19 protein-coding genes, 1 pseudogene and 1 riboswitch are annotated in these 21,809 nt (G+C 71.9%); of the genes and pseudogenes, 9 read left to right on the top strand and 11 right to left on the bottom strand.

The window, feature by feature from the left end:
- Window positions 1-92: 92 nt before the first annotated feature.
- The 3 genes and pseudogenes from OG937_15135 to OG937_15125 form a co-directional block, all read right to left on the bottom strand.
- Entirely contained in the window at window positions 93-1,358 is a 1,266-nt protein-coding gene (locus OG937_15135; GenBank protein WUD72935.1) for a site-specific integrase, read from the bottom strand.
- On the bottom strand, window positions 1,358-1,525 hold the full coding sequence (locus tag OG937_15130) for a helix-turn-helix domain-containing protein (protein ID WUD78745.1): 168 nt from the start codon (window positions 1,523-1,525) through the stop codon (window positions 1,358-1,360). The genes OG937_15135 and OG937_15130 overlap by 1 nt, the downstream gene beginning before the upstream one ends.
- Window positions 1,526-1,532: 7 nt before the next feature.
- A pseudogene (locus OG937_15125) lies at window positions 1,533-2,114 on the bottom strand (replication initiation protein).
- A gap of 243 nt (window positions 2,115-2,357) precedes the next feature.
- Here OG937_15125 and OG937_15120 point away from each other — a divergent pair.
- The gene (locus tag OG937_15120) at window positions 2,358-2,777 is read left to right on the top strand and encodes a hypothetical protein (protein WUD72934.1); all 420 of its coding nucleotides are present in this window, start codon (window positions 2,358-2,360) and stop codon (window positions 2,775-2,777) included.
- A gap of 204 nt (window positions 2,778-2,981) precedes the next feature.
- Here the strand turns inward: OG937_15120 and OG937_15115 are convergent, their stop codons facing one another.
- Entirely contained in the window at window positions 2,982-5,024 is a 2,043-nt protein-coding gene (locus tag OG937_15115; protein WUD78744.1) for a PA14 domain-containing protein, read from the bottom strand.
- 328 nt (window positions 5,025-5,352) lie between these two features.
- Between OG937_15115 and rlmN the strand changes: the two genes are divergently transcribed.
- From rlmN to OG937_15090, 5 genes are all read left to right on the top strand, one after another.
- Window positions 5,353-6,459 carry a 23S rRNA (adenine(2503)-C(2))-methyltransferase RlmN gene (gene rlmN / locus OG937_15110; GenBank protein WUD72933.1) on the top strand — a complete coding sequence of 369 codons (1,107 nt, stop codon included), beginning with the start codon at window positions 5,353-5,355 and terminating at the stop codon, window positions 6,457-6,459.
- A 67-nt stretch (window positions 6,460-6,526) separates the two neighbouring features.
- Window positions 6,527-6,631, top strand: a riboswitch (TPP riboswitch).
- Complete coding sequence (locus OG937_15105) at window positions 6,623-7,714, top strand: thiamine ABC transporter substrate-binding protein (protein ID WUD72932.1); 1,092 nt, start codon at window positions 6,623-6,625, stop codon at window positions 7,712-7,714. It overlaps the preceding riboswitch by 9 nt.
- A gap of 68 nt (window positions 7,715-7,782) precedes the next feature.
- Complete coding sequence (locus tag OG937_15100) at window positions 7,783-9,396, top strand: iron ABC transporter permease (GenBank protein ID WUD78743.1); 1,614 nt, start codon at window positions 7,783-7,785, stop codon at window positions 9,394-9,396.
- Complete coding sequence (locus OG937_15095) at window positions 9,396-10,421, top strand: ABC transporter ATP-binding protein (protein WUD72931.1); 1,026 nt, start codon at window positions 9,396-9,398, stop codon at window positions 10,419-10,421. Before OG937_15100 ends, OG937_15095 begins: the two co-directional genes overlap by 1 nt.
- Window positions 10,422-10,496: 75 nt before the next feature.
- Window positions 10,497-10,895, top strand: a complete 399-nt coding sequence (locus tag OG937_15090; protein WUD72930.1) for a hypothetical protein — start codon at window positions 10,497-10,499, stop codon at window positions 10,893-10,895.
- On the opposite strand, the gene OG937_15085 is transcribed toward OG937_15090, so the two are convergent.
- The 5 genes from OG937_15085 to OG937_15065 all read right to left on the bottom strand — a co-directional run bounded on the left by OG937_15085 (window position 10,883) and on the right by OG937_15065 (window position 16,108).
- Window positions 10,883-12,013 carry an LOG family protein gene (locus OG937_15085; GenBank protein WUD78742.1) on the bottom strand — a complete coding sequence of 377 codons (1,131 nt, stop codon included), beginning with the start codon at window positions 12,011-12,013 and terminating at the stop codon, window positions 10,883-10,885. The genes OG937_15090 and OG937_15085 overlap by 13 nt on opposite strands.
- A gap of 46 nt (window positions 12,014-12,059) precedes the next feature.
- Window positions 12,060-13,214 carry a hypothetical protein gene (locus OG937_15080; GenBank protein ID WUD72929.1) on the bottom strand — a complete coding sequence of 385 codons (1,155 nt, stop codon included), beginning with the start codon at window positions 13,212-13,214 and terminating at the stop codon, window positions 12,060-12,062.
- Entirely contained in the window at window positions 13,196-13,921 is a 726-nt protein-coding gene (locus OG937_15075; GenBank protein WUD72928.1) for an ATP-binding cassette domain-containing protein, read from the bottom strand. Before OG937_15075 ends, OG937_15080 begins: the two co-directional genes overlap by 19 nt.
- 379 nt (window positions 13,922-14,300) lie before the next feature.
- Entirely contained in the window at window positions 14,301-15,662 is a 1,362-nt protein-coding gene (locus OG937_15070) for an aspartate aminotransferase family protein (protein WUD72927.1), read from the bottom strand.
- A 2-nt stretch (window positions 15,663-15,664) separates the two neighbouring features.
- Window positions 15,665-16,108, bottom strand: coding sequence for an Lrp/AsnC family transcriptional regulator (locus OG937_15065; protein ID WUD72926.1), 444 nt, complete (start codon window positions 16,106-16,108; stop codon window positions 15,665-15,667).
- Between the two features lie 232 nt (window positions 16,109-16,340).
- Between OG937_15065 and OG937_15060 the strand changes: the two genes are divergently transcribed.
- Window positions 16,341-17,777 carry a gamma-aminobutyraldehyde dehydrogenase gene (locus OG937_15060; GenBank protein WUD72925.1) on the top strand — a complete coding sequence of 479 codons (1,437 nt, stop codon included), beginning with the start codon at window positions 16,341-16,343 and terminating at the stop codon, window positions 17,775-17,777.
- An 81-nt stretch (window positions 17,778-17,858) separates the two neighbouring features.
- Window positions 17,859-18,359, top strand: coding sequence for a hypothetical protein (locus OG937_15055; protein ID WUD72924.1), 501 nt, complete (start codon window positions 17,859-17,861; stop codon window positions 18,357-18,359).
- A gap of 105 nt (window positions 18,360-18,464) precedes the next feature.
- Here the strand turns inward: OG937_15055 and OG937_15050 are convergent, their stop codons facing one another.
- Entirely contained in the window at window positions 18,465-19,127 is a 663-nt protein-coding gene (locus OG937_15050; protein WUD72923.1) for a glycerophosphodiester phosphodiesterase, read from the bottom strand.
- Window positions 19,115-20,149, bottom strand: coding sequence for an adenosine deaminase (locus OG937_15045; protein WUD72922.1), 1,035 nt, complete (start codon window positions 20,147-20,149; stop codon window positions 19,115-19,117). Before OG937_15045 ends, OG937_15050 begins: the two co-directional genes overlap by 13 nt.
- Window positions 20,150-20,263: 114 nt before the next feature.
- Here OG937_15045 and OG937_15040 point away from each other — a divergent pair, with 114 nt between their 5' ends.
- Complete coding sequence (locus tag OG937_15040; protein WUD72921.1) at window positions 20,264-21,799, top strand: hypothetical protein; 1,536 nt, start codon at window positions 20,264-20,266, stop codon at window positions 21,797-21,799.
- Window positions 21,800-21,809: the final 10 nt, after the last annotated feature.

The following is a 21,809-nucleotide window of genomic DNA, read 5'->3' as shown; positions in this document are numbered from 1 at the left end:
ACCGGATGAACCATGCCTGCACCCGGAGAACTCGTGTTCGCGGGACATGAAGAAGCCCCCCACCAGCGGATTTCCCGCCAGTAGGGGGCCGTCTAATGCCCGTTGGGCCGTCTCTGGGCCGTCAGGCTTCCGGCCGTGCCGAAGACGCCGTCCAGGGCCCGGCGGGCACGCTCGCTACTGCTCGGCATCAAGTGTGCGTACACGCGCAGCGTCATCGCGGGGTCGGAGTGGCCCAGGCACTCACTGACAGCCTTCACGCTTTCCCCGGCGTCCAGGAGAACCGAGGCGTAGAAGTGGCGCAGGGCGTGCATACCGTGGTGCCGGGCGGAGGCGTAAGGCTCACCCGGGTCGGGCGTGGGGATGAGGCCCGCGGCTGCCAGGGCGGGTTTCCACTCCTGGACGTTGAAGTTGCTGCGCCAGACGATTCCGCCGGCCGTGTTGCTGAAGAGCAGCTGCCGTTCCGCCAGCGGCCCGTCCGGCCTCATCCACGGCAACTTGATGCTCACGGGAGCGTAGCTCGCCATGTGCTGCCGCAGGGCAGAGGCGACAGACGACGGGAGCGGCACATCCCGTTCCTTGTTGCCCTTGGGCGGAGCGAAGACTGCTACCCCCCGGATCAGCTTGACCTGGGTCGTGACCCGCAGTGTGTCGGTCACGAAGGAGACAGCGCCATCGGCCAGGCCCACGATCTCGCCCTGCCGGAGACCACAGCCGCTCCCCACATCGACCATCGCCCGGTAGCGCTCAGGGAGGGCTTCTCGGACCGCCCGCACCTGTGAGGGGAGCCACGGCACGACCCGGTTGGCGGAGACGGCCGGCGGGCGCACAGAGGCGGCCCCGCACGGGTTGCGCGCCAGGTGACCGTCATCGACGACGGCGGCCGACAGCACCGCCCGCACGTTGGCGTAGATGGTGCGGGCGTACGTTCCCGCCATGAAGTCGTGCTCCAGGTCGCGCACGAAATCACGAATGTGGAGCGGCCGGAAGGAACCCAACGGGCGGGCACCGATCCGAGGGAAGGCGTGCAGGCGCAGGCGAGTCTCAACCGCGATGCGGGTGGTGGGATCCGTCGTTTGGGCGGCAACCCAGCGTTCCGCGTACTGCTGGAACGTGAGCCGGGCCGCCTTGGGATCGACATAGTGGCCTCTGGACATATCGGCGGCGGTCTCGGCAAGCCACTCTTCCGCCCGGCGCTTCTGCCGGTCCGGAAAGGACTTGCTCTTCTCCGTACCGTCCGGGCCGACGTACCGGGCCCGATACCGCAGTCCATTGCCATAGCGGGCGGACTTGACCCTCATGGGCTTGCCATCAGGCCCCGGCTCGGTCTTATGCCAGCGATCTTGGATGTGTCCGGCCATCAGGCAGCCACCTCGGTGAGACCGTCGATCCACTGGCGGAGCCGGGCGGGGTCGTACCGAAGGTGCCGACCGATACGGAAGGCCGGCGGACCGGTGCGCTTGCGCCGCCACTGGTACAGCGTCTCGACTGGAACGCCGAGCAGTTCGGCGACATCGGCCGGGGTCAGGTACCGCTCAGGAAGCGGGTGTGCCGTATGCTGCGGCTCCTTCCAGGGCCAGTTGGTCGTGCAGGGCTTCGCGGGCGGTTTCGCGGTTGAGCTGGAGGTCCCGGGCGATGGATGCTGCGAGGACGGATTCGCCGGGGGTGTGGCCGTGGCCGGCGTATTGCCAGTCGGCCAGGACCAGGACGGTGTCGGGCTCGATGGGCTCCAGGCCGAGGACGTCGCGTTCTTGGGCGGCGCGGTAGTCGGCGCGTTCCTGGCGGAGGGCGCCGAGGGTGGTGGAGTAGGCGCGGGATTTGGTGGAGAAGTGGCCGCGGAAGCCGAGCATGTGTGCCCAGGCCCACAGGCGCCGGTCGGGGTAGAGGTTGTCGAGCTCGCGGCAGGCTTGGATGAGGCGGCGGGTGTGGTCGGGCACGTGGTGGCGGTCGAGTTCGGCGAGTTCGCCGATGCGGCGGTCGAGGGTGCCGGTGTTCTCTGCTGCTTTGGTGACGTACTTGGCGACGTAGGAGGCGACGGCCTGCTCGGTGATGTCCGAGCCGTCCCCGAACGCCTTGACCGGGCGGACGTCGAGCTGGGTCCCCCAGCGGAAGGTCCGGGGGGAGGCAAGTGGTGCGGCTGCATTGCTTCGAGACGAAAAGCGGTCGTGCCACATCCGTGCCAGAACAGGCGGGGAACCACGGGGAGTCGGGGTGTGCAGGGGGACGTGCAGCTGGACTCCGCCCAAGGTAGGGACCCGCAGGTCAGGCCTACGATTGCCCCACCTCGCTCCTAAAGCGGGTGTCGTAGATCATGCGCGAGGCCCCTGATGAGCTCAGGTCCCTCGGCGGACAATGGCGGCATGACGTTGACGATTTGGATCGATCACTGGCAGATCCAGGGCTGCGGACAGAGCTTCGCGCCAGGGGATGTTGTCTCCTGGACGCTGCTGGAGGTCGATCCGGAGGATTACGCCGACGTCGTTGGCAGCGAACGTGCGGATGAGATCGACTTTCGCGAGGAGCACCACGGCCAGGGGGACGGGCATGCACCTACCTCGGTGGAGGTGCTGTCGATTGCCGAGGTGCACTGCCGTTACGGGGTGCCCCCGGGCGCTACGGACAAGGTGAACTACCCCGTTCCCGGCACGACCGTGCTGGTTCCTGCCAAGGAGGCGGACGGGTGGGCGAAGGCCAGGTCGGACGTTAGCTTCGCGGGCTATCTGGTGACGGCGCAGCGTGCCACAGACAGGCCGGAAGGTGCGATTGCTCTCGGTCAATGAAGAGCCGGCGGGACAGGCTTCCTGCCCGGTCGCTGTACAGCAGCTCCGTACCGCAACCCCAGCAACCGCCCCCGTCCGGTAGCGTCCCTCCGGGGCCTTGCGGCCTCGGGGCGGCCGGTATGGCCGTCGCTGACCGATCCGGCTAGCTAGGGCCTGTCGTCCGGATGAGCCCGGCAAGATCCGGACGACAGGCCCCCAGGTCCCTCAGACGCGGTCCTGGAAGACGGTGTACCAGGGGTACGTCCCCACCACGGCACCGTCGGCCGTCACGGCCTCCAGCGTGTAGAAGTACGTGTTCCCCTTCGTCGCCGTGGCATCCTCCCACGTCCGGGCGTCCGCCGGGAGCAGTCCGTCGTGCTGGGGCTCGTACGCCTTGGTCGCCGGGTTCCACCGGCTCACGCGGTAGCCGGTGACCGTGGCGCAGCGGGCCGTGTCGGTGCACTGCCAGTCGACGGACGGACGAGTGGCCGTCCGGTTGTGGCCCAGACTGCCGAGGCTCCAGTCCCGGGTGACGGTCACGGACGGCCGGACATCGAGCTCGGTGGCCTCGACCACGGTGACCTTCGGGTCGCTCGGGTGCAGCGTGTTGCCCCAGTGGTCCTTGGCCATCACCGCGTACACGTGCGTCTCGCCGTCCGGCAGGTTGCCGCAGAGGATCGCGAGCCAGTTGCTCGTGCCCTCCGAGCAGGTGTCGGGGCCGAGCCACTTGACCGTGCCGTCGGCCTGCCGGACGCCCTTCCACACCACGTACTCGTCGATGTCGTCCTCGGGCGAGGCGGCCCAGCTCACCAGCATGCCGTCGTTGCGCGGGGTGACCTTCACGCCGGTGACTGGGCCGGGCGCCACGGTGTCGCCGGTGCGGACGACGACCGGCGCGGAGTACGCCGACTCGTTGCCGTACGGGTCCACCGCCGTGACGGCGTACGTCACGTACGTGTTCGCGGGCATGTCCACGTCGTAGCAGTTGCCGCCGTTGCTCGCCTCGTGGCTCTCCTCCGCGACGCAGGTCACCTGGGTGCGCGCGGTCGGGTCGAACGTCTTGCCGGGCGAGCGGTACACGCGGTAGTGCCCGCCGTTGTCCCAGTCCTCGAAGAAACCGTCGGGCTGGCTCCAGTGCACGTTGGTGTAGCCGGGACGGGCGCCGGCGGTGACGCCGGTCGGGGACTTCGGTGGCATCCGGTCGACGCCGTCGCTGGTGACCGTCGCGTACGCCCCCGGGTTGCCGGCTGCGTCGAGGGCCCGGACCTGGTAGTACGTGTTCGTGTTCACGGCGCCGCTGGTCCGGTACGACGTCGTGGTCGTCGTGCCGCGCAGCTCGAACGGTCCGGCAGCCGCGGACGAGGCGTACACCTCGTACTTCACCGTGTCGGCGACTCCCTGCCAGTTCAGGGTGTCCCACCACCCGTCGCCGGTGGCGACCGTGAGCCCTGTGGGGGCGGCCGGCCCGGTGCGGTCTACGGTCGACGCCGTCACGTCCGGGCTGCCGATGGACTCGCGGCCGGCCTTGTCGACGGCGCGGACCTCGTACAGGAAGGTCTGGCCGGTGGCGGGCGGGGCGTCGACGAAGGACCGGGTGGTCAGCAGGGACGTCCCGCTGACCTTGGCCCAGCTGGTGGCGCTCAGCCGGCGGTACACGCGGTACCCGGCGAGGTCCATCTCCTTGTTGGCGGTCCAGCGCAGGGTGGTCTTGGCCGTCGTCCAGTCGTACGCGGCGGTGAGGCCGGTCGGGGCGAGCGGCTTGACCGTGTCGACGGCGGCCTCGGTGCGCGGGGCGTACGTGAAGGCGGCGTTGGCGACGCCGGTCCATGCGACGTAGTCCACGCGGATCGTGTGCTTGCCGGCCGGGATGGTCAGGTCGACGGTCTTGCGGGCGGTGGTGGAGACGTTCTTCCACAGGTCGATCTTCCGCACACCGTCGACGTAGACGCGCATGCCGTCCTGCGTGGCGGCGGAGAGCCGGAAGGGGCCGCCGGAGCCGAAGTCACGGTTGAGGGACCAACGGACGGAGAAGTTGTCCTTGGGCAGCGTGACGCCGGCCGGGTCGCCGTACCCGTAGTTCTCGCTGATGACGGTGTCGCAGGCGGTGAGCTTCGGCGTGCCGCTGAAGGTGGAGTTGCCGAAGTACTGCGCCCTCCAGACGGGAGAGGTGCAGGTGACCGCCGCGGAGGCGGGGGCGGCGGTGATCAGGCCGCCGGTGGTGGCGAGCGCGGCCGTCGCGGCCAGCGTGGACAGCCGGGTACGAGTCATCACAGAGTAAGGGCCCCTTTCGGACCAAGGCGGACCACGTGCAAAGTCAGACGCCTGTGTGACTCGTGAGTCAGGGGCAGGGTTGTCCCCGACTCACGCACGTTTTTTCGGGCAACGTCCCGACCGCTCACCCGTAGCGGCGCGGCGTCCAGGTGACACGCCTAGCGAGCAACGGATCAGAAGGCGCCGCGCGGCGGATGGCCTGGATCCTGGGCCGTCTGTGGGCCGTGAAAGGTTGACCAGCGTTGACAGGGGACACCTGAGGGTGACGGGAGCCTCACCCATCTGACCTGGGCGGCCCCAAACGATCTGCGACACTGGATGAACCATGCCTGCACCCGGAGAACTCACATTCGTCGCGCCGCGCGGAGTCAAGAAGCCGCCGCGGCACCTTGCCGATCTTTCGCCCGAGGAGCGCCGGGAGGCGGTCGCGGAGCTGGGGGAGAAGCCGTTCCGCGCCAAGCAGCTGTCGCAGCACTACTTCGCGCGCTACGCCGATGACCCCGCCGCGTGGACGGACATCCCGGCGGCGGCGCGGGGGAAGCTGGCGGAGGGGCTGCTGCCGGACCTGATGTCGGTGGTGCGGCACAGCAGCACGGACAACGACACCACGCGCAAGACGCTGTGGCGACTGTTCGACGGCACCCTGGTCGAGTCGGTGCTGATGCGCTACCCGGACCGGGTGACGATGTGCATCAGCTCGCAGGCGGGCTGCGGCATGAACTGCCCGTTCTGCGCCACCGGCCAGGCCGGGCTGGACCGGAACCTGTCGACCGGGGAGATCGTGCACCAGATCGTGGCGGGCATGCGCTCGCTGCGGGACGGGGAGATCCCGGGCGGTTCGGCGCGGCTGTCGAACATCGTGTTCATGGGCATGGGCGAGCCGCTCGCGAACTACAAGCGTGTCGTCGGCGCCATCCGCCGGCTGACCGATCCGGAGCCGGACGGGCTGGGGCTGTCCCAGCGGGGCATCACCGTGTCGACGGTGGGCCTGGTCCCGGCGATGCTGCGCTTCGCCGACGAGGGCTTCAAGTGCCGGCTCGCGGTGTCGCTGCACGCGCCCGACGACGAGCTGCGCGACACCCTGGTGCCGGTGAACACCCGCTGGAAGGTGCGCGAGGTGCTGGACGCCGCGTGGCACTACGCGGACGTGTCCGGGCGCCGGGTCTCGATCGAGTACGCGCTGATCCGGGACATCAACGACCAGGCGTGGCGGGCGGACCTGCTGGGCCGGCTGCTCAAGCGCCGCCGCGTGCACGTCAACCTGATCCCGCTGAACCCGACCCCCGGCTCGAAGTGGACGGCCTCGCGGCCCGAGGACGAGCGGGCGTTCGTCGCGGCGCTGGAGGCGCACGGCGTGCCGGTGACCGTCCGGGACACCCGGGGGCAGGAGATCGACGGCGCCTGCGGGCAGCTGGCGGCTTCCGAGCGCTGATCCGCGCTTGCTAGGGTGACGGTCGTTTGCGGCCGTCTGCCGCGACGCCACGCACAGCACACAAAAGAACATCCGACAGGGGAGCGCGGAAAGCGCTGAGAGTGCGGCACGGCCGCAGACCCTCGGACCTGATCCGGGTCATACCGGCGTAGGGAGTCACCACATGAGCACCATCCGTCGGCGTGCGGCCGGCACCGTCCTCGTCGTCGCGCTCGGCGCGACCGCGCTCGCCGCCTGCGGCAGCGACGGCGGGGACACCGCCAAGGGGAAGGGCGGCACCGCCTCCAAGACCGTCACCCTCGTCAGCCACGACTCCTTCGCCGCGTCGAAGGACGTGCTGAAGGCGTTCACCGAGCAGACCGGCTACACCGTCAAGGTGCTGCGTGGCGGCGACGCCGGTGCCGCGGTCAACCAGGCCGTGCTGTCCAAGGGCAACCCGCAGGGCGACGTCTTCTTCGGCGTCGACAACACCCTGCTGTCCCGGGCCCTGGACAACGACCTGTTCGAGCCGTACGAGGCCAAGGGCCTCGACAAGGTGCCCGCCGCGCTGCAGTTGGACGCCGCGGAGCACCGCGTCACCCCGATCGACTTCGGCGACGTCTGCGTCAACTACGACCGGAAGTACTTCACCGAGCACAAGCTCCCCGTGCCGGAGAGCTTCGACGACCTCGTCAAGCCCGAGTACAAGGACCTGCTGGTCACCGAGAACGCCGCCACCTCCTCCCCGGGTCTCGCCTTCCTCCTCGCCACCACCGCGACGTACGGCGACGGGGGCTGGGAGGACTACTGGAAGAAGCTCAAGGCCAACGGCGTCCAGGTCGTCGACGGCTGGGAGCAGGCGTACTACGACACCTTCTCCGGCGCCGGCGGCGGCAAGGGCGACAAGCCGCTGGTCGTCTCGTACGCCTCCAGCCCGCCCGCCGAGGTGCTCGGTCTGAAGACGCAGCCCGAGCAGGGGCCGACCGGTGTCGCGACCGGCACCTGCTTCCGGCAGGTGGAGTTCGCCGGCCTGCTGAAGGGCGCGAAGAACACCGAGGGCGGCAGGGCGCTCGTCGACTTCCTGCTGAGCCGCGCCTTCCAGGAGGACATGCCGCTCAACATGTTCGTCAACCCCGCCCGCAGCGACGCGAAGCTGCCCGAGGTCTTCACCAAGTACGCGCCGGTCATCAGCGAACCGGCCACCGTCGCGCCGGAGAAGATCGCCGGGAACCGGGAGCAGTGGGTCAAGTCGTGGTCCTCGCTCGTGCTGAAGTAACGAAGACCGCCGAGGGGACGCGCACCGGGTCGGAGGCCGTCCGGCCGCTCGCCGTACGGCTGGGCCTGATGGCCGTGCCGGTCGCGTTCTTCGGGCTGTTCTTCGGCTACCCGGTCGCCGCCATCGTCGCCCGCGGGCTCCGCGAGGGCGGACGGTGGCGGTTCGGCCGGTTCGCGGAGGTGCTGGGCGAGCCCGACATCGCGCACATGTTGTGGTTCACCTGCTGGCAGGCGGCCGCCTCCACCGCGCTCACCCTGGCGATCGCGCTGCCCGGCGCGTACGTCTTCGCCCGCTTCGACTTCCCCGGCAAGCAGGTGCTGCGCGCGGTGGTGACCGTGCCCTTCGTGCTGCCGACAGTGGTCGTCGGCTCGGCCTTCCTCGCGCTGCTGGGGCGCGGCGGGCTGCTCGACGAACTGTGGGGCGTGCGCCTGGACACCACGGTCTGGGCGATCCTCCTCGCGCACGTCTTCTTCAACTACGCCGTGGTCGTACGGACCGTGGGCGGGCTGTGGGCACAGCTGGACCCCCGGCAGGAGGAGGCCGCGCGGGTCCTCGGCGCGGGACGCCTCGCGGCCTGGCGCAGGGTGACGCTGCCCGCCCTCGCCCCCGCTGTCGCCGCGGCCGCGCTGATGGTCTTCCTCTTCACCTTCACCTCCTTCGGCGTGATCCAGATCCTCGGCGGTCCCACCTTCTCCACCCTGGAGGTGGAGATCTACCGCGAGACCGCGCAGTTGCTGGACCTGCCGACGGCGGCCGTGCTGACGATCGTCCAGTTCGCCGCCGTCGCGGCGATCCTCGCCGTGCACGCCGGGACCGTACGGCGCAGGGAGAGCGCGCTGCGGCTGGTGGACCCGGCCCGCACCGCGCGCCGGCCGCGCGGTGCCGGTGAGTGGGGGCTGCTCACGGGCGCGCTCGGCGTGGCAGCGCTGCTGATCCTGCTGCCGCTGGGTGTGCTGGCCGAGCGCTCGCTGCACGGGCCGGACGGCTACGGCCTCGGCTACTACCGGGCGCTGGGCTCGGTGGCCGGCAGCGGCGGGACCTTCCTGGTGGCGCCCGTCGCCGCGGTCTGGAACTCGCTGCAGTACGCGGCCGCCGCCACCGCGATCGCCCTGGTCGTCGGCGGGCTGGCCGCGGCCGCCCTCACCCGGCGGGCCGGGCGCCTCGTGCGGGGCTTCGACGCCCTGCTCATGCTGCCGCTCGGGACCTCGGCGGTGACCATCGGCTTCGGCTTCCTCATCACCCTCGACGAGCCGCCGCTGGACCTGCGCTCCTCGTGGATCCTCGTGCCGCTCGCGCAGGCGCTGGTCGGCGTGCCCTTCGTGGTGCGCACCATGCTGCCGGTGCTGCGTGCCGTGGACGACCGGCTGCGCGAGGCGGCGGCGGTGCTCGGCGCCTCCCCGCTGCGGGTGTGGCGCGAGGTCGACCTTCCGCTGGTGCGGCGGGCGCTGCTGGTGGCGGCCGGCTTCGCCTTCGCCGTGTCCCTGGGCGAGTTCGGCGCCACCGTCTTCATCGCCCGTCCCGACAACCCCACCCTCCCGGTCGCGGTCGCCCGCTTCCTCGGGCGGGCCGGAGAGCTCAACTACGGCCAGGCGATGGCGCTCAGCACCGTGCTGATGCTGGTGTGCGCGGGGGCGCTGCTGGCGCTGGAACGTATCCGCATCGACAGGTCAGGGGAGTTCTGATGACCCTGCTGCGACTGGACGGCGCCACCGTGCGCTTCGGCGGGCACACCGCCCTGGACGCCGTCGGCCTGGAGGTCGCCGAGCACGAGACGGTGTGCGTGCTCGGGCCCAGCGGCAGCGGGAAGTCCACGCTGCTGCGGGTCGTCGCCGGGCTGCAGCCGCTGGACGCCGGGCGCGTCCTGCTGGCCGGCCGCGACCAAACGGGGGTTCCCGCGCACCGGCGTGGCGTGGGCCTGATGTTCCAGGACCACCAGCTCTTCCCGCAGCGCGACGTCGCCGGGAACGTCGACTTCGGTCTGCGCATGCGCGGCGCGGGACGCGCCGAACGGGAGCGCACGGTCCAGGAGTTGCTGGAACTCGTGGGTCTGCCCGGCGCGCAGCGGCGCGCCGTCGCGTCCCTGTCCGGCGGCGAGCAGCAGCGCGTCGCCCTGGCCCGGGCCCTGGCACCCGGGCCGCGGCTGCTCATGCTCGACGAGCCGCTCGGCCAGCTCGACCGGGGCCTGCGAGAGCGCCTGGTGGTCGAGTTGCGCGGGCTCTTCCAGCGGCTGGGCACCACGGTGCTGGCCGTCACGCACGACCAGAGCGAGGCCTTCGCGCTGGCCGACCGCGTCGTCGTCATGCGCGACGGCCGGATCGAGCAGGCCGGCACCCCGCTGGAGGTGTGGCAGCGGCCCGCCTCCGAGTTCGTCGCCCGCTTCCTCGGCTTCGACAACGTGGTGGCCGCCACCGTCACCGGCGACGCCGCCGACACCGCCTGGGGCAAGGTCCCCGTCCCCCCGGGCTCCCCGCAGGGCGCCGGGCGGCTGCTCGTCCGGCCCGCCGGCGTACGGCTCGTCCCGGCCGCCGACGGGCTGCGCTGCGACGTGCTCGCGCGTACCTTCCGCGGCGACCAGGTCACCCTCCTCCTGCGCCCCGAGGAAGGCCCCCCGCTGGAGGCCGGCTGCGCCCTGCGCGACGCCCCCGCCGAGGGCGACACGGTCGGCGTCTCCTTCACGGCGGACGAGGTCGTGGTCCTGGGCGGGTAGGGGGCTCCGGCCGCCATCCGCCGCCGCGCGACCTTCCGCGGCCCGGGGGTGGCACTCCCCCCGGGGGGCGAGCTCATGGAGCGCGCACGACGCGATATCTCGGTGGCGGTGGCTTTGGCGCTGCTGCTCCTGCCCGGCGGGGTGTTCGTACCGGCCGTCCCGTACCGGCGCGGCCTGGAGACCGTGGGCACCTCCGAGACGGCTCCGCCCGCGCGCCCGGTGCCCGCCGTGGTCACGGCGGTGAGGGCCTACTCCACGCGCGACGCCCACGGCCGGCCCTTCGCGGAGGCGTCCGGCAGGATCCGTCATCGGCGGCGGCGTCGTCCGGCACGCCGCCGTACCGCCATCGTCTTCGGCGACCGCGTCCAGGAGACCGACGAGACGCCGGAGGGGGCCAGGTTTCGCGCTCGGGCCGGACTCGTCCTGTGGGCGGCGGGACGCCGGCTCCAGGCCCGCGGGCGCTACCGGCCCTGACCTCGCGTCAGGCGTGCCAGGGCCTCCGGGGCGTCCTCGACGGAGTCGACGAGCGCGATGCGCTGCTCCATGGAGCGGCCTTCCGCCAGCGCCTGGAGAAGGGGCCACGCCGGCAGGCGCCGGGTCCAGTGGTCCCGGTCGACCAGCACCATGGGGCGGGGGGCGCCGTTGGACTCGTAGTAGTTCGGCGTGGTGTTGTCGAAGATCTCCTGGACGGTGCCCGCGGCGCCCGGCAGGAAGACGACCCCGGCGGTGCAGCGGGCCAGCAGGCCGTCCTCGCGGGTGGCGTTGGCGAAGTACTTGGCGATGTGCGCGGCGAAGGCGTTCGGCGGCTCGTGGCCGTAGAACCACGTCGGCACGCCGATGGAGGCGCCGCCGCCGGGCCAGCGGTCGCGCACGTCGAAGGCGGTGCGCGCCCAGTCCGTGACGGACGGGCGGAAGGAGGGGACCTTGGCCACCGTCTCCAGGGCCTCGACGAGCATCGCGTCGCCGAAGGGCGCTGCGTAGGCGCCGAGGTTGGCCGCCTCCATGGCGCCGGGCCCGCCGCCCGTGGCCACGCTCAGGCCCTCGCGGGCCAGCGCCCGGCCGAGGCGGGCGGCGCCCGCGTACGCCTCCGTGCCGCGCTCCATGGCGTGACCGCCCATGACGCCCACGACGCGGGCGTCCGCGACGAGTTCGTCGAAGGCGTCGGAGACGGCGTCGTCGTGGATGCTGCGGAGCATCGAAGCGTAGATGTCGCCGCTGCCCCGGGTGCGCAGGAACCACTGGTAGCCGCGGGCGTCCGGCGTCGCCTCGTAGCCGCCGGCCTCAAGGCCCTCGTACAGCGCGTCGGGGCCGTAGAGGGAGCCCCGGTACGGATCGAAGGGCAGGTCCGGGACGGGCGGGAAGACCATGGCGCCGCCGGCGCGGACGTGGGCGGCCGCCTCCGGCTCCATCGGGCAGCCCAGGAACACGGCCTCGGTCGTGTCGGCGGACATCAGGGCGGGCGTACGGGTCGTCAGGTCGACCGACTGGACGCGGTGTCCGCGCAGCGAGCCCGACGCGGCGACGCGGTCGAACTCATCGAGGGTCTCTATCTCGTGATCGTTCGGATCGTTCGGCGACAGCACGCCCGCCACCCTAGCGCCCGCGGCGGGGGCCGCCGCCGCGGGGCTCCGCACGGCGCTACGGCAGTGGCAGTGTGCCCAGGTGGGCGATGAGCAGGGTCAGCGGGAGCACGACGCCGAGGACCGCGAGGGCGCGCACGGCGGCCGCGTTGCGCAGCAGCGCGGCGGGCGTGCCGAGCCGGCTGAGGGCGGCGGTGGCCGGACGGCGGGCGCGCTTGGCGTCCACGGTCGCGGTGAGGGCGGTCGCGACCGCCGACAGGACGACGAGGACGGCGCCCAGCACGGTGAGCGGTCCGACGGGGTGCGCCACGGCGCCGAACCGATCGCTGCCGGCGAGCGCGGTGGCGGCGACCGCGCACAGCGCGCCCAGCGGACGGCCCACGAGCGTCGCCTCCTCCTGGAGGGCGCGGCCCGCGAGGAGTCGCAGGGCACCCGGCCGGTACGCCGCCAGCAGCCGTCCGCACAGGTGGACGAGGCCCGGCATGGCCAGCACCATGCCCGTGGCCGTCAGCAGCCAGCCGCCGACGACGGCCGGAGCGGCATGGCCGAGACCGCCGGGCAGCGGGAGAGCGCCGTCGGGCCCCGGGGCGCCGGCGTCCCCGGCCGAGGAGATCTGCACGGCGAGGCCGATCGCCACGAGCGCGGTCCCCCACGGCAGTCCGGACGGCGCCCCGCCCTCGCGGACGGCCGCCTCGTCCCCACCGGAGCGCCGTGGCCGCAGCACGACCGCGGCCGAGACAGCCGCGGCCAGCGGCAGTGAGGCCAGCAGGGTCACCGCGCCCGCGAACGGGAGTTCCCGGTCCGCGCCCAGCGCCTCGGCGGCACCGCCGAGGTGCGGGCCGGGCAGCTCGCCGCGGAGGAAGAGGAAGCCCAGGAGCGCGATCAGGACGCCCAGGCCGCAGTTCAGGGCGGAGCTCGCCGCGGCCAGCAGGGGCAGCCCGTGCCGGCCGAGCCCGGCCGCGGTCAGGCCCGCGTGCAGCCGTCCGCTCGGCTCCGTACGGGCCACGAGCACCGACAGGTGGACGGTGGCGGCGAACGGCACGGCGCACCAGAGCAGCCGGACCAGGCCGTCCGGGGCGTCCTCGGGGTGCGCGAGGGCGTGCCCGAGGACGGCGAGCAGCAGGAACCCCGTGCCGGCGGCCGCGGCGACGACCAGCAGTCGGCGCAGCAGCACCTCCGGACGGGAGCCGAGGGCTACACGGAGGCTGAGCACGAGTCGGCGTCCTCCCGCTCCTGATGCGGCATGCCGGCCACGAAGCGCCCGTCGACGAGGGTGACCACCCGGTCGGCGAGCGAGACGACCTCGGGTTCGTTGGAGGCGAGCACCACGGTGATGCCGTGCGAGCGGGCGGCGCTGGTCAGCATGCGCAGCACCTGGGCGCGGTCCGCGCGGTGCAGCGGCGCGGTCGGTTCGTCGGCGAAGACCACGGAGGGCCGGTTGACCAGGGCGCGGGCGATCGCCACCCGCTGCCGCTCGGCCTGCAGCAGCCGGCCGGGACGCTTGCGGGCGGCCCCGCCGATGTCCAGCCGGTCCAGCCACTCCTGCGCGGCGGCGCGCGCCGTGCGGTACGGGACGCCGCACAGCAGGAGCGGCAGCGCGGCGTTCTCCCGGACGGTCAGTTCGGGGAGCAGCTGCGGGCTGCTGTCGATCCAGCCGAAGCGCTCACGGCGCAGCCGCTCGCGGGCGGTCACGCCCAGGGTGTGCACGGGGGAGCTGTTGAACCACACCTCGCCCTGCTCGGGGAGCAGCTCACCGGACAGGCAGCGCAGCAGGGTGGTCTTCCCGGCGCCGTGCGGGCCGAGGACGCCGAGGATCTCGCCCTCCCGTACGCCGAGTGACACGCCGAGCAGAGCGGGTGAGCGGTCGTGCGCGTGGCGCAGGCCGCGGGCCCACAGCACGTCGTTGTCGGGTGGGTTCACGTTGGCCTCTAACGAACGCGGGGAGTCCGGGTCACTGCGGCACCGTACGCGCCCCACGCCCCGGGACCACGGCTAAGGGCGGGCTTTCCCGGGCGCGGCCACCCGTGCGGACTAGCCCCCGGCGCCGTTGTCCGTCGCGGAAACGCCGACGGGCCGGGGCGCGCGATGTGCGTGCCCCGGCCCGTGGATGCTTCGGCGAGTGAGCCGAAGGGGCGCGGCCGGTGTCGAAAGGGAGAACGCGCGGAGGTCCCGAGGAACGAGGGACCGAGCACGATCGACCGTCGACATCGGCTGAGAGCGCCCCGGAGGCGAACCGAGCCTCGAAAAGGCCGATCGGCTGAGAGCGCCCCGGAGGCGAACCGAGCCTCGAAAAAGCGGATCAGAGCTTGGTCCAGGCCTCCGTGAGGACGGTGCGCAGGACGCCCTCGATCTCGTCGAACGTCGACTGGTCGGCGATCAGCGGCGGCGCGAGCTGCACGACCGGGTCGCCGCGGTCGTCGGCACGGCAGTAGAGGCCGTTCTCGAAGAGCGCCTTGCTGAGGAAGCCGTACAGGACGCGCTCGGTCTCCTCGTCGGTGAAGGTCTCCTTGGTGGCCTTGTCCTTCACCAGCTCGATGCCGTAGAAGTAGCCGTTCCCGCGGACGTCGCCGACGATCGGCAGGTCGTGGAGCTTCTCCAGGGTGGCGCGGAAGGCGCCCTCGTTGTCGAGCACGTGCTGGTTGAGCTGCTCGCGCTCGAAGATGTCGAAGTTGGCCAGGGCGACCGCCGACGAGACCGGGTGGCCGCCGAAGGTGTAGCCGTGGAGGAAGGTGTTGTCGCCCTTGTAGAAGGGCTCGGCGATGCGGTCGGAGATGATGCACGCGCCGATGGGGGAGTAGCCGGAGGTCATGCCCTTGGCGCAGGTGATCATGTCCGGGACGTAGCCGAACTTGTCGCAGCCGAACATGGTGCCCAGGCGGCCGAAGGCGCAGATGACCTCGTCGGAGACGAGCAGCACGTCGTACTGGTCGCAGATCTCGCGGACCCGCTGGAAGTACCCGGGCGGGGGCGGGAAGCAGCCGCCGGCGTTCTGCACCGGCTCGAGGAAGACGGCCGCGACGGTGTCGGGGCCCTCGAAGAGGATCTCCTGCTCGATCTGGTCGGCGGCCCAGCGGCCGAAGGCCTCGGGGTCGTCGCCGAAGAGCGGGGTGCGGTAGATGTTGGTGTTGGGCACCTTGTGGGCGCCGGGGACCAGCGGCTCGAAGGGGGCCTTCAGGCCCGGCAGGCCGGTGATGGACAGGGCGCCCTGCGGGGTGCCGTGGTAGGCGACGGCGCGCGAGATGACCTTGTACTTGGTCGGCTTGCCCTTGAGCTTGAAGTACTGCTTGGCGAGCTTCCAGGCGGTCTCGACCGCCTCGCCGCCGCCGGTGGTGAAGAAGACCTTGTTGAGGTCGCCGGGGGCGTAGTCGGCCAGGCGCTCGGCGAGCTCGACGGCCTTGGGGTGGGCGTAGCTCCACACCGGGAAGAAGGCGAGCTCCTGGGCCTGCTTGTAGGCGGTCTCGGCGAGCTCCACGCGGCCGTGGCCGGCGTTGACCACGAACAGCCCCGCGAGGCCGTCGATGTACCGCTTGCCCTTGTCGTCGTAGATGTACGTGCCCTCGCCGCGCACGATGGTCGGCACAGGGGCGTTCTCGTACGACGACATGCGGGTGAAGTGCATCCACAGGTGGTCGTACGCGGTCTTGGAAAGGTCCGCGCTCATGGCTATCTGGTTCCCCAGGTGTAGGTCTGCTTCCGGAGCTTGAGGTAGACGAAGCTCTCGGTGGACCGCACGCCGGGCAGCGTGCGGATCCGCTTGTTGATCGTCTCCAGGAGATGGTCGTCGTCCTCGCAGACGATCTCGATCAGCAGATCGAAGGAGCCCGCGGTCACGACGACGTACTCGACCTCCGTCATCTCCGCGAGCGCGTCGGCGACGTGTTCGATGTCGCCCTCGACGTTGATGCCGACCATCGCCTGTCGCCGGAACCCCACGGTGAGCGGGTCGGTGACGGCGACGATCTGCATGACGCCCTGGTCGAGCAGCTTCTGGACGCGCTGCCGTACGGCCGCCTCCGACAGGCCCACGGCCTTGCCGATGGCGGCGTACGGACGCCTGCCGTCCTCCTGGAGCTGTTCGATGATCGCCTTGGAGACGGAATCGATCACGAAGGCACCGTTGGCGCCCCTGTGATCCGGAGTACGAGTGGCCACGGACCCCACTCTGCACGAGAGGTCAGCCGTCACGCAACCCCCGATCGATGAAATCCGTGGTTTGAGGGCTCGAAACTCACGGAATCCATTGTTTCGGAGTTTCGGCTATGTCGAATACGGCAGTGCTGCAGGTAGGCTGGTGTCCGTCTCACACATCGGACAGGAACCAGGAACAGGGAGAGGTGCAGTGAGCGAGCTCCGTACCTTGCGCAACCACATCAACGGAGAATTCCGCGACGCCGCCGACGGGCGCACCACCGACGTGGTGAACCCCGCCACCGGCGAGGTCTACGCGACCGCCCCGCTCTCCGCCGCCGCCGATGTCGACGCGGCCATGGCCGCCGCGGCGGCCGCCTTCCCGGCCTGGCGCGACACGACGCCCTCCGAGCGCCAGAAGGCGCTGCTGAAGATCGCGGACGCCTTCGAGGCGCGGGCGGACGAGCTCGTGGCCGTCGAGAGCGAGAACACCGGCAAGCCGATCGGGCTGACGGCCAGCGAGGAGATCCCTCCGATGGTCGACCAGATCCGCTTCTTCGCGGGTGCCGCCCGCATGCTCGAGGGCCGTTCGGCCGGCGAGTACATGGAGGGCATGACCTCGATCATCCGCCGTGAGCCGGTCGGCGTCTGCGCCCAGGTCGCTCCGTGGAACTACCCGATGATGATGGCCGTGTGGAAGTTCGCCCCGGCGATCGCCGCGGGCAACACGGTCGTGCTGAAGCCCTCGGACACCACCCCGGCCTCCACCGTGCTGATCGCCGAGATCATCGGCGGGATCCTGCCCGAGGGCGTCTTCAACGTCGTCTGCGGCGACCGCGAGACGGGCCGCCTGATGGTCGAGCACGAGACCCCCGCGATGGCCTCCATCACCGGTTCGGTCCGGGCCGGCATGCAGGTGGCGGCCAGCGCGGCCAAGGACGTCAAGCGGGTCCACCTGGAGCTCGGCGGCAAGGCGCCGGTGGTGGTCTTCCAGGACACCGACATCGCCAAGGCGGTCGAGGACATCGCCGTCGCCGGCTACTTCAACGCCGGCCAGGACTGCACCGCCGCGACCCGCGTCCTGGTCCACGAGTCGATCCACGACGAGTTCGTGGCCCAGCTCGCCAAGACCGCCGCCGACACCAAGACCGGCGCCCCGGACGACGAGGACGTGCTGTACGGCCCGCTGAACAACGCCAACCAGCTCGCCCAGGTCACCGGCTTCATCGAGCGCCTCCCGGCGCACGCCAAGGTCGAGGCCGGCGGCCACCGGGTCGGCGAGAAGGGCTTCTTCTACGCGCCGACCGTCGTCTCCGGCCTCAAGCAGGACGACGAGATCATCCAGAACGAGGTCTTCGGCCCGGTCATCACCGTCCAGCCCTTCACCGACGAGGACCAGGCCGTGGAGTGGGCGAACGGCGTCGAGTACGCCCTCGCCTCCTCGGTGTGGACCAAGGACCACGCCCGTGCGATGCGCATGTCCAAGCGCCTCGACTTCGGCTGCGTCTGGATCAACACCCACATCCCGCTGGTCGCCGAGATGCCGCACGGCGGGTTCAAGAAGTCCGGCTACGGCAAGGACCTGTCCGCCTACGGCTTCGAGGACTACACCCGCATCAAGCACGTCATGACGTCCCTGGACGGCTGACGCCGCAGGGCGCGAGCCCGCCACGGCCCCGGACCGGCCCCCGTGTCCGGGGCCGTGGCATGTACGCGTACGCTCCGCTCCATGGAGTATCGAAGAGCCCTTGAACAGCGCATACGCGCATGGCTGGTCGTCTTCGTCGTGTGCCTGGTGCTGAGCGGCGCCACCGCGTTCCCGCTCGTGCACGAGGTGCGGTGGGTGGACGGCTGGGGCCTGCCCGGAGCCATCGGTGACTGGATCTCCCACGTACGGGAGGGACTCGACGCCAGCGACGAGAAGTACCCGTTCATGATGTACGGGACGGACTGGCTCGCCTTCGCTCACCTGGTGATCGCGGTGGCCTTCTACGGCGTCTGGCGCGACCCGGTGCGCAACATCTGGATCGTGGAGTGGGCCATGATCGCCTGTGTCGGCGTCATCCCGCTCGCGGCGATCTGCATCCCGCTGCGCGGCCTGCCGCTGTGGTGGATGCCCGTGGACATGGCCTTCGGCGTCCTCGGCATCGTGCCGCTGTTCGTCCTGCGGCGGATGATCAAGCGACTGGAGCGCTCCGACACCGTGCCGGCCGAGCCGGCCGTCGCCTGACGGACCGACGGTTGCACGGGTCCGGGGCCGTACGGCGAGGAGACCGCGGCGCTCGCGACATCACCGCGGAGGAACGCCCGGTGCCCGCGGCCGACGGGGAGAAGCTCACCGGCCGCTCAACTCCGCGCGCAGCACGTCGATGCGGTTGCTCGTGACGGCGTCGACGCCGAGCCGCTCCAGCCGTCGCATCGTCCGGCGCAGGTCCGCCGTCCACGCGCCGACCAGCAGGCCCTCGCCGCGCGCCCACTCCACCAGGGGCGCGCGCACCAGCCCGAAGCGCAGGTTGATCCAGCGCGGCCGCAGCTCCGACAGCAGCAGCGGCGGCACCGGCGCGGAGGTCTTCCAGGTCAGCGCGATCTCGGCGGCCGGGTCGTGGTCCCGCACCGCCAGCACGGCGGCCGCCTCCCCGCAGTAGTACGTACGGTCCCCGGCGCCCGCGTCCCGGACCGCGGACAGCACCGGGCCCGCGGACTCCGGCAGGGTGAGGTCGACCAGGGCCCGGCAGCCGTCCACGGCGGTCAGCGCCTCGTGGAGGGTCGGCACGCCCGGTGGCAGCCGGTCCGCCGCGAGGCCGGCGACGGTGGAGTCCACGCCCCACAGCCGCTTCAGCGTGGGGTCGTGGAGCAGCACCGGCACGCCGTCGCGGCTCAGCCGTACGTCCATCTCCACCGCGTCCGCCCCCGCGCGCAGCGCGCTGCGCAGCGAGGGCAGGGTGTTCTCGCGGTGGCGGTACGGGTCGCCGCGGTGGGCGACCGCTAGCGCTGCCATCCCGCCAGGTAGGAGTCGATCTCGGCGGTGAGCTTCGCCTTGCCGGGGGCGTCGAGGAAGGAGGCCTCGACGGCGTTCCTGGCGAGCTGGGCCAGCCCGCCCTCGTCGAGCTGCAGCAGCCGCGCGGCCACCGCGTACTCGGTGTTGAGGTCGGTGCCGAACATCGGCGGGTCGTCGCTGTTGATGGTGACGAGCAGGCCCGCGGCCACCATCTCCTTGACGGGGTGCTCGTCGAGCGTGGCGACGGCGCGGGTGGCGATGTTGGAGGTCGGGCAGACCTCCAGCGGGATGCGGTGCTCGGCCAGGTGGTCCAGCAGGCGCGGGTCCTGGGTGGCGCTGGTGCCGTGGCCGATGCGCTCGGCGCCCAGGTCGCCCAGGGCGTCCCAGATCGTCTGCGGGCCGGTGGTCTCGCCCGCGTGCGGCACGCTGTGCAGGCCGACGGCGCGGGCGCGGTCGAAGTACGGCTTGAACTGCGGGCGCGGCACACCGATCTCGGGCCCGCCCAGGCCGAAGCTGACCAGTCCGTCCGGCTGCAGCTCGGTGGCGATGCGCGCGGTCTCCTCGGCGGATGCCAGCCCGGCCTCGCCCGGGATGTCGAAGCACCAGCGCAGCACGATGCCGAGCTCCGCCTCGGCCGCCTTGCGGGCGTCCTCGATGGCCTCCACGAACGCCTTGTCCGGGATGCCGCGGCGGACCGAGCTGTACGGGGTGACGGTCAGCTCGGCGTAGCGGATGTTCTGGCGCACCATGTCGCGGGCGACCTCGTACGTCAGCAGACGCACGTCCTCCGCGTCGCGGATCAGGTCGACGACGGACAGGTAGACCTCGATGAAGTGGGCGAAGTCCCGGAAGCTGAAGTACTCGGCGAGGGCGGCGGGGTCGGTGGGCACCTTGGAATCCGGGTGCCGCGCGGCCAGCTCCGCCACGATGCGCGGTGAGGCCGAGCCGACGTGGTGCACGTGGAGCTCGGCCTTCGGGAGTCCCGCGATGAAGGCGTCGAGGGCTGACGCGGTGTCGGACATGGGGCGATCCTCCTGCGGGGTCGGCGGCAACCGCCATCGTAAACGCGAAATTGCCTCCGTCCGGCGTCTTCGCAGGCCATAGCATTGCCCGACGTAGTCAGCAGGAAGGCAGCGATGTCCCACGAGCCCGAGCACCCGACGCCCCGCGACGCCGCGAGCGACACCCCCGAAGCGGCGGCCCCGTCGTCCTCGGCGGCCCCGGCGGACGCACGGCCCGCACCCGACTTCGAGCTGCCCGCCCCGGCGCCTGCGGCGCCCACGGACGCCGAATCCGGTGCCGCCTCGGGCGGGGACGCCGCGACGGCTCCCGATGTCGAGGGCGCGGGGGTGCGGGGAAGCGTGACTGCTGCGGAGGGCGCGACGCCTGCCGACGTGCCGGTCGAGGACGGCGGATCCGGCGCTGCTTCGGGCGGGGATGCCGCGACGGCTCCCGATGTCGAGGGCGCGCAGGTCCCGGGAAGCGTGACTCCTGTGGAGGCCGCACCCGCCGGGGGCGCTGCACCGTACGTCGACGCTCCCGCCGCCGTGCCGCCCGCGGGGGCGCCCGGGCCGCGGGATCCGTGGGCGCCGCCGGTGCCGGTCGCCCCCGGGTACGGGCAGCCGGGTGCGCCGGCCGGGTACAACCCCTGGGGACCGCCCGTCCCGCCGGTACCGCAGGCCCCGCAGGAGCACGTGACGCTGACCAAGCGTCCGGTACCCGTGGACGCACCCGCGCCCGGGCCGGCGCAGCAGCCGCGCGATCCCTGGGCCCCGTCGGCCCCGGACGCGGCGGCGGCCGTGCCGCCGCAGCCGCCCCATGCCACCTACCCGGGCTACCCCGGTTACCCCGGTTACCCGAGCCACCCCACTCAGCCGGAGTACCCCGCGTACCCGGGCTACCCGGCCCACCCGGGCTACCCCGCCCACCCCGGCTACGCGGTGGGCCCTTACGGCGGATGGGCGCCGCCCGTCGCCCGCAACGGCGTCGGCCTGACGGCGATGATCATGGGCATCGTGGGCGCCGTCCTGGCCGTCTCCTGCTTCGGGGCCTTCCTCGGCCTCCCGCTCGGCATCGCGGCCGTCGTCTGCGGCATCGTCGGCCTGCGGATCGCCCGGCGCGGCGAGGCGACCAACCGGCCGCAGGCGTTGACCGGCCTCATCCTCGGGATCGTCTCCGTCGTCCTGTCGGGCGCGATGATCGCCCTGGTGGTCGGCGGGATCGACGACGGCTGGTTCGACGGGCCGGACGACGATCTCATCACCTCCCAAAACGGTGACTGGGGGGCGCCGCTGGACGTCGACGGCACCGCGCTCTACGACGACGGGGTCCACGTCACGCTCTCGGACGTCCACCTGGCGAACGACCTCCCGACGGGCCTGGTCGGGGACGGCACCGCCGTCACCTTCTCCGTCGAGGTGGAGAACACCGGCGACGGGACCGCCGACCTGATCGAGAGCGAGATCTCGGCCTACGGGGAGGACTTCGAGGAAGAAGGCCTGCGCGACCTGACCGCCGGTGTGGGCCTGCCCGACGAACTGTCGCCGGGGGAGCGTGCGACAAGGGAGATCACCGTAGTCGTGCCGAAGGACGACGAGGACGGCACCTTCCAGGTCGAGGTCGCCCCCGGCTTCGACTACGACTACACCTACTGGCACCTGGACGTCCCGTAACGGGGGCGCC

Origin of the sequence: Streptomyces sp. NBC_00510 (genome assembly GCA_036013505.1) — a bacterium.
Lineage (GTDB): Bacteria > Actinomycetota > Actinomycetes > Streptomycetales > Streptomycetaceae > Actinacidiphila.
The sequence above is the reverse complement of the archived record's forward strand: the minus strand, read 5'-3'. Positions and strand labels throughout refer to the sequence as shown.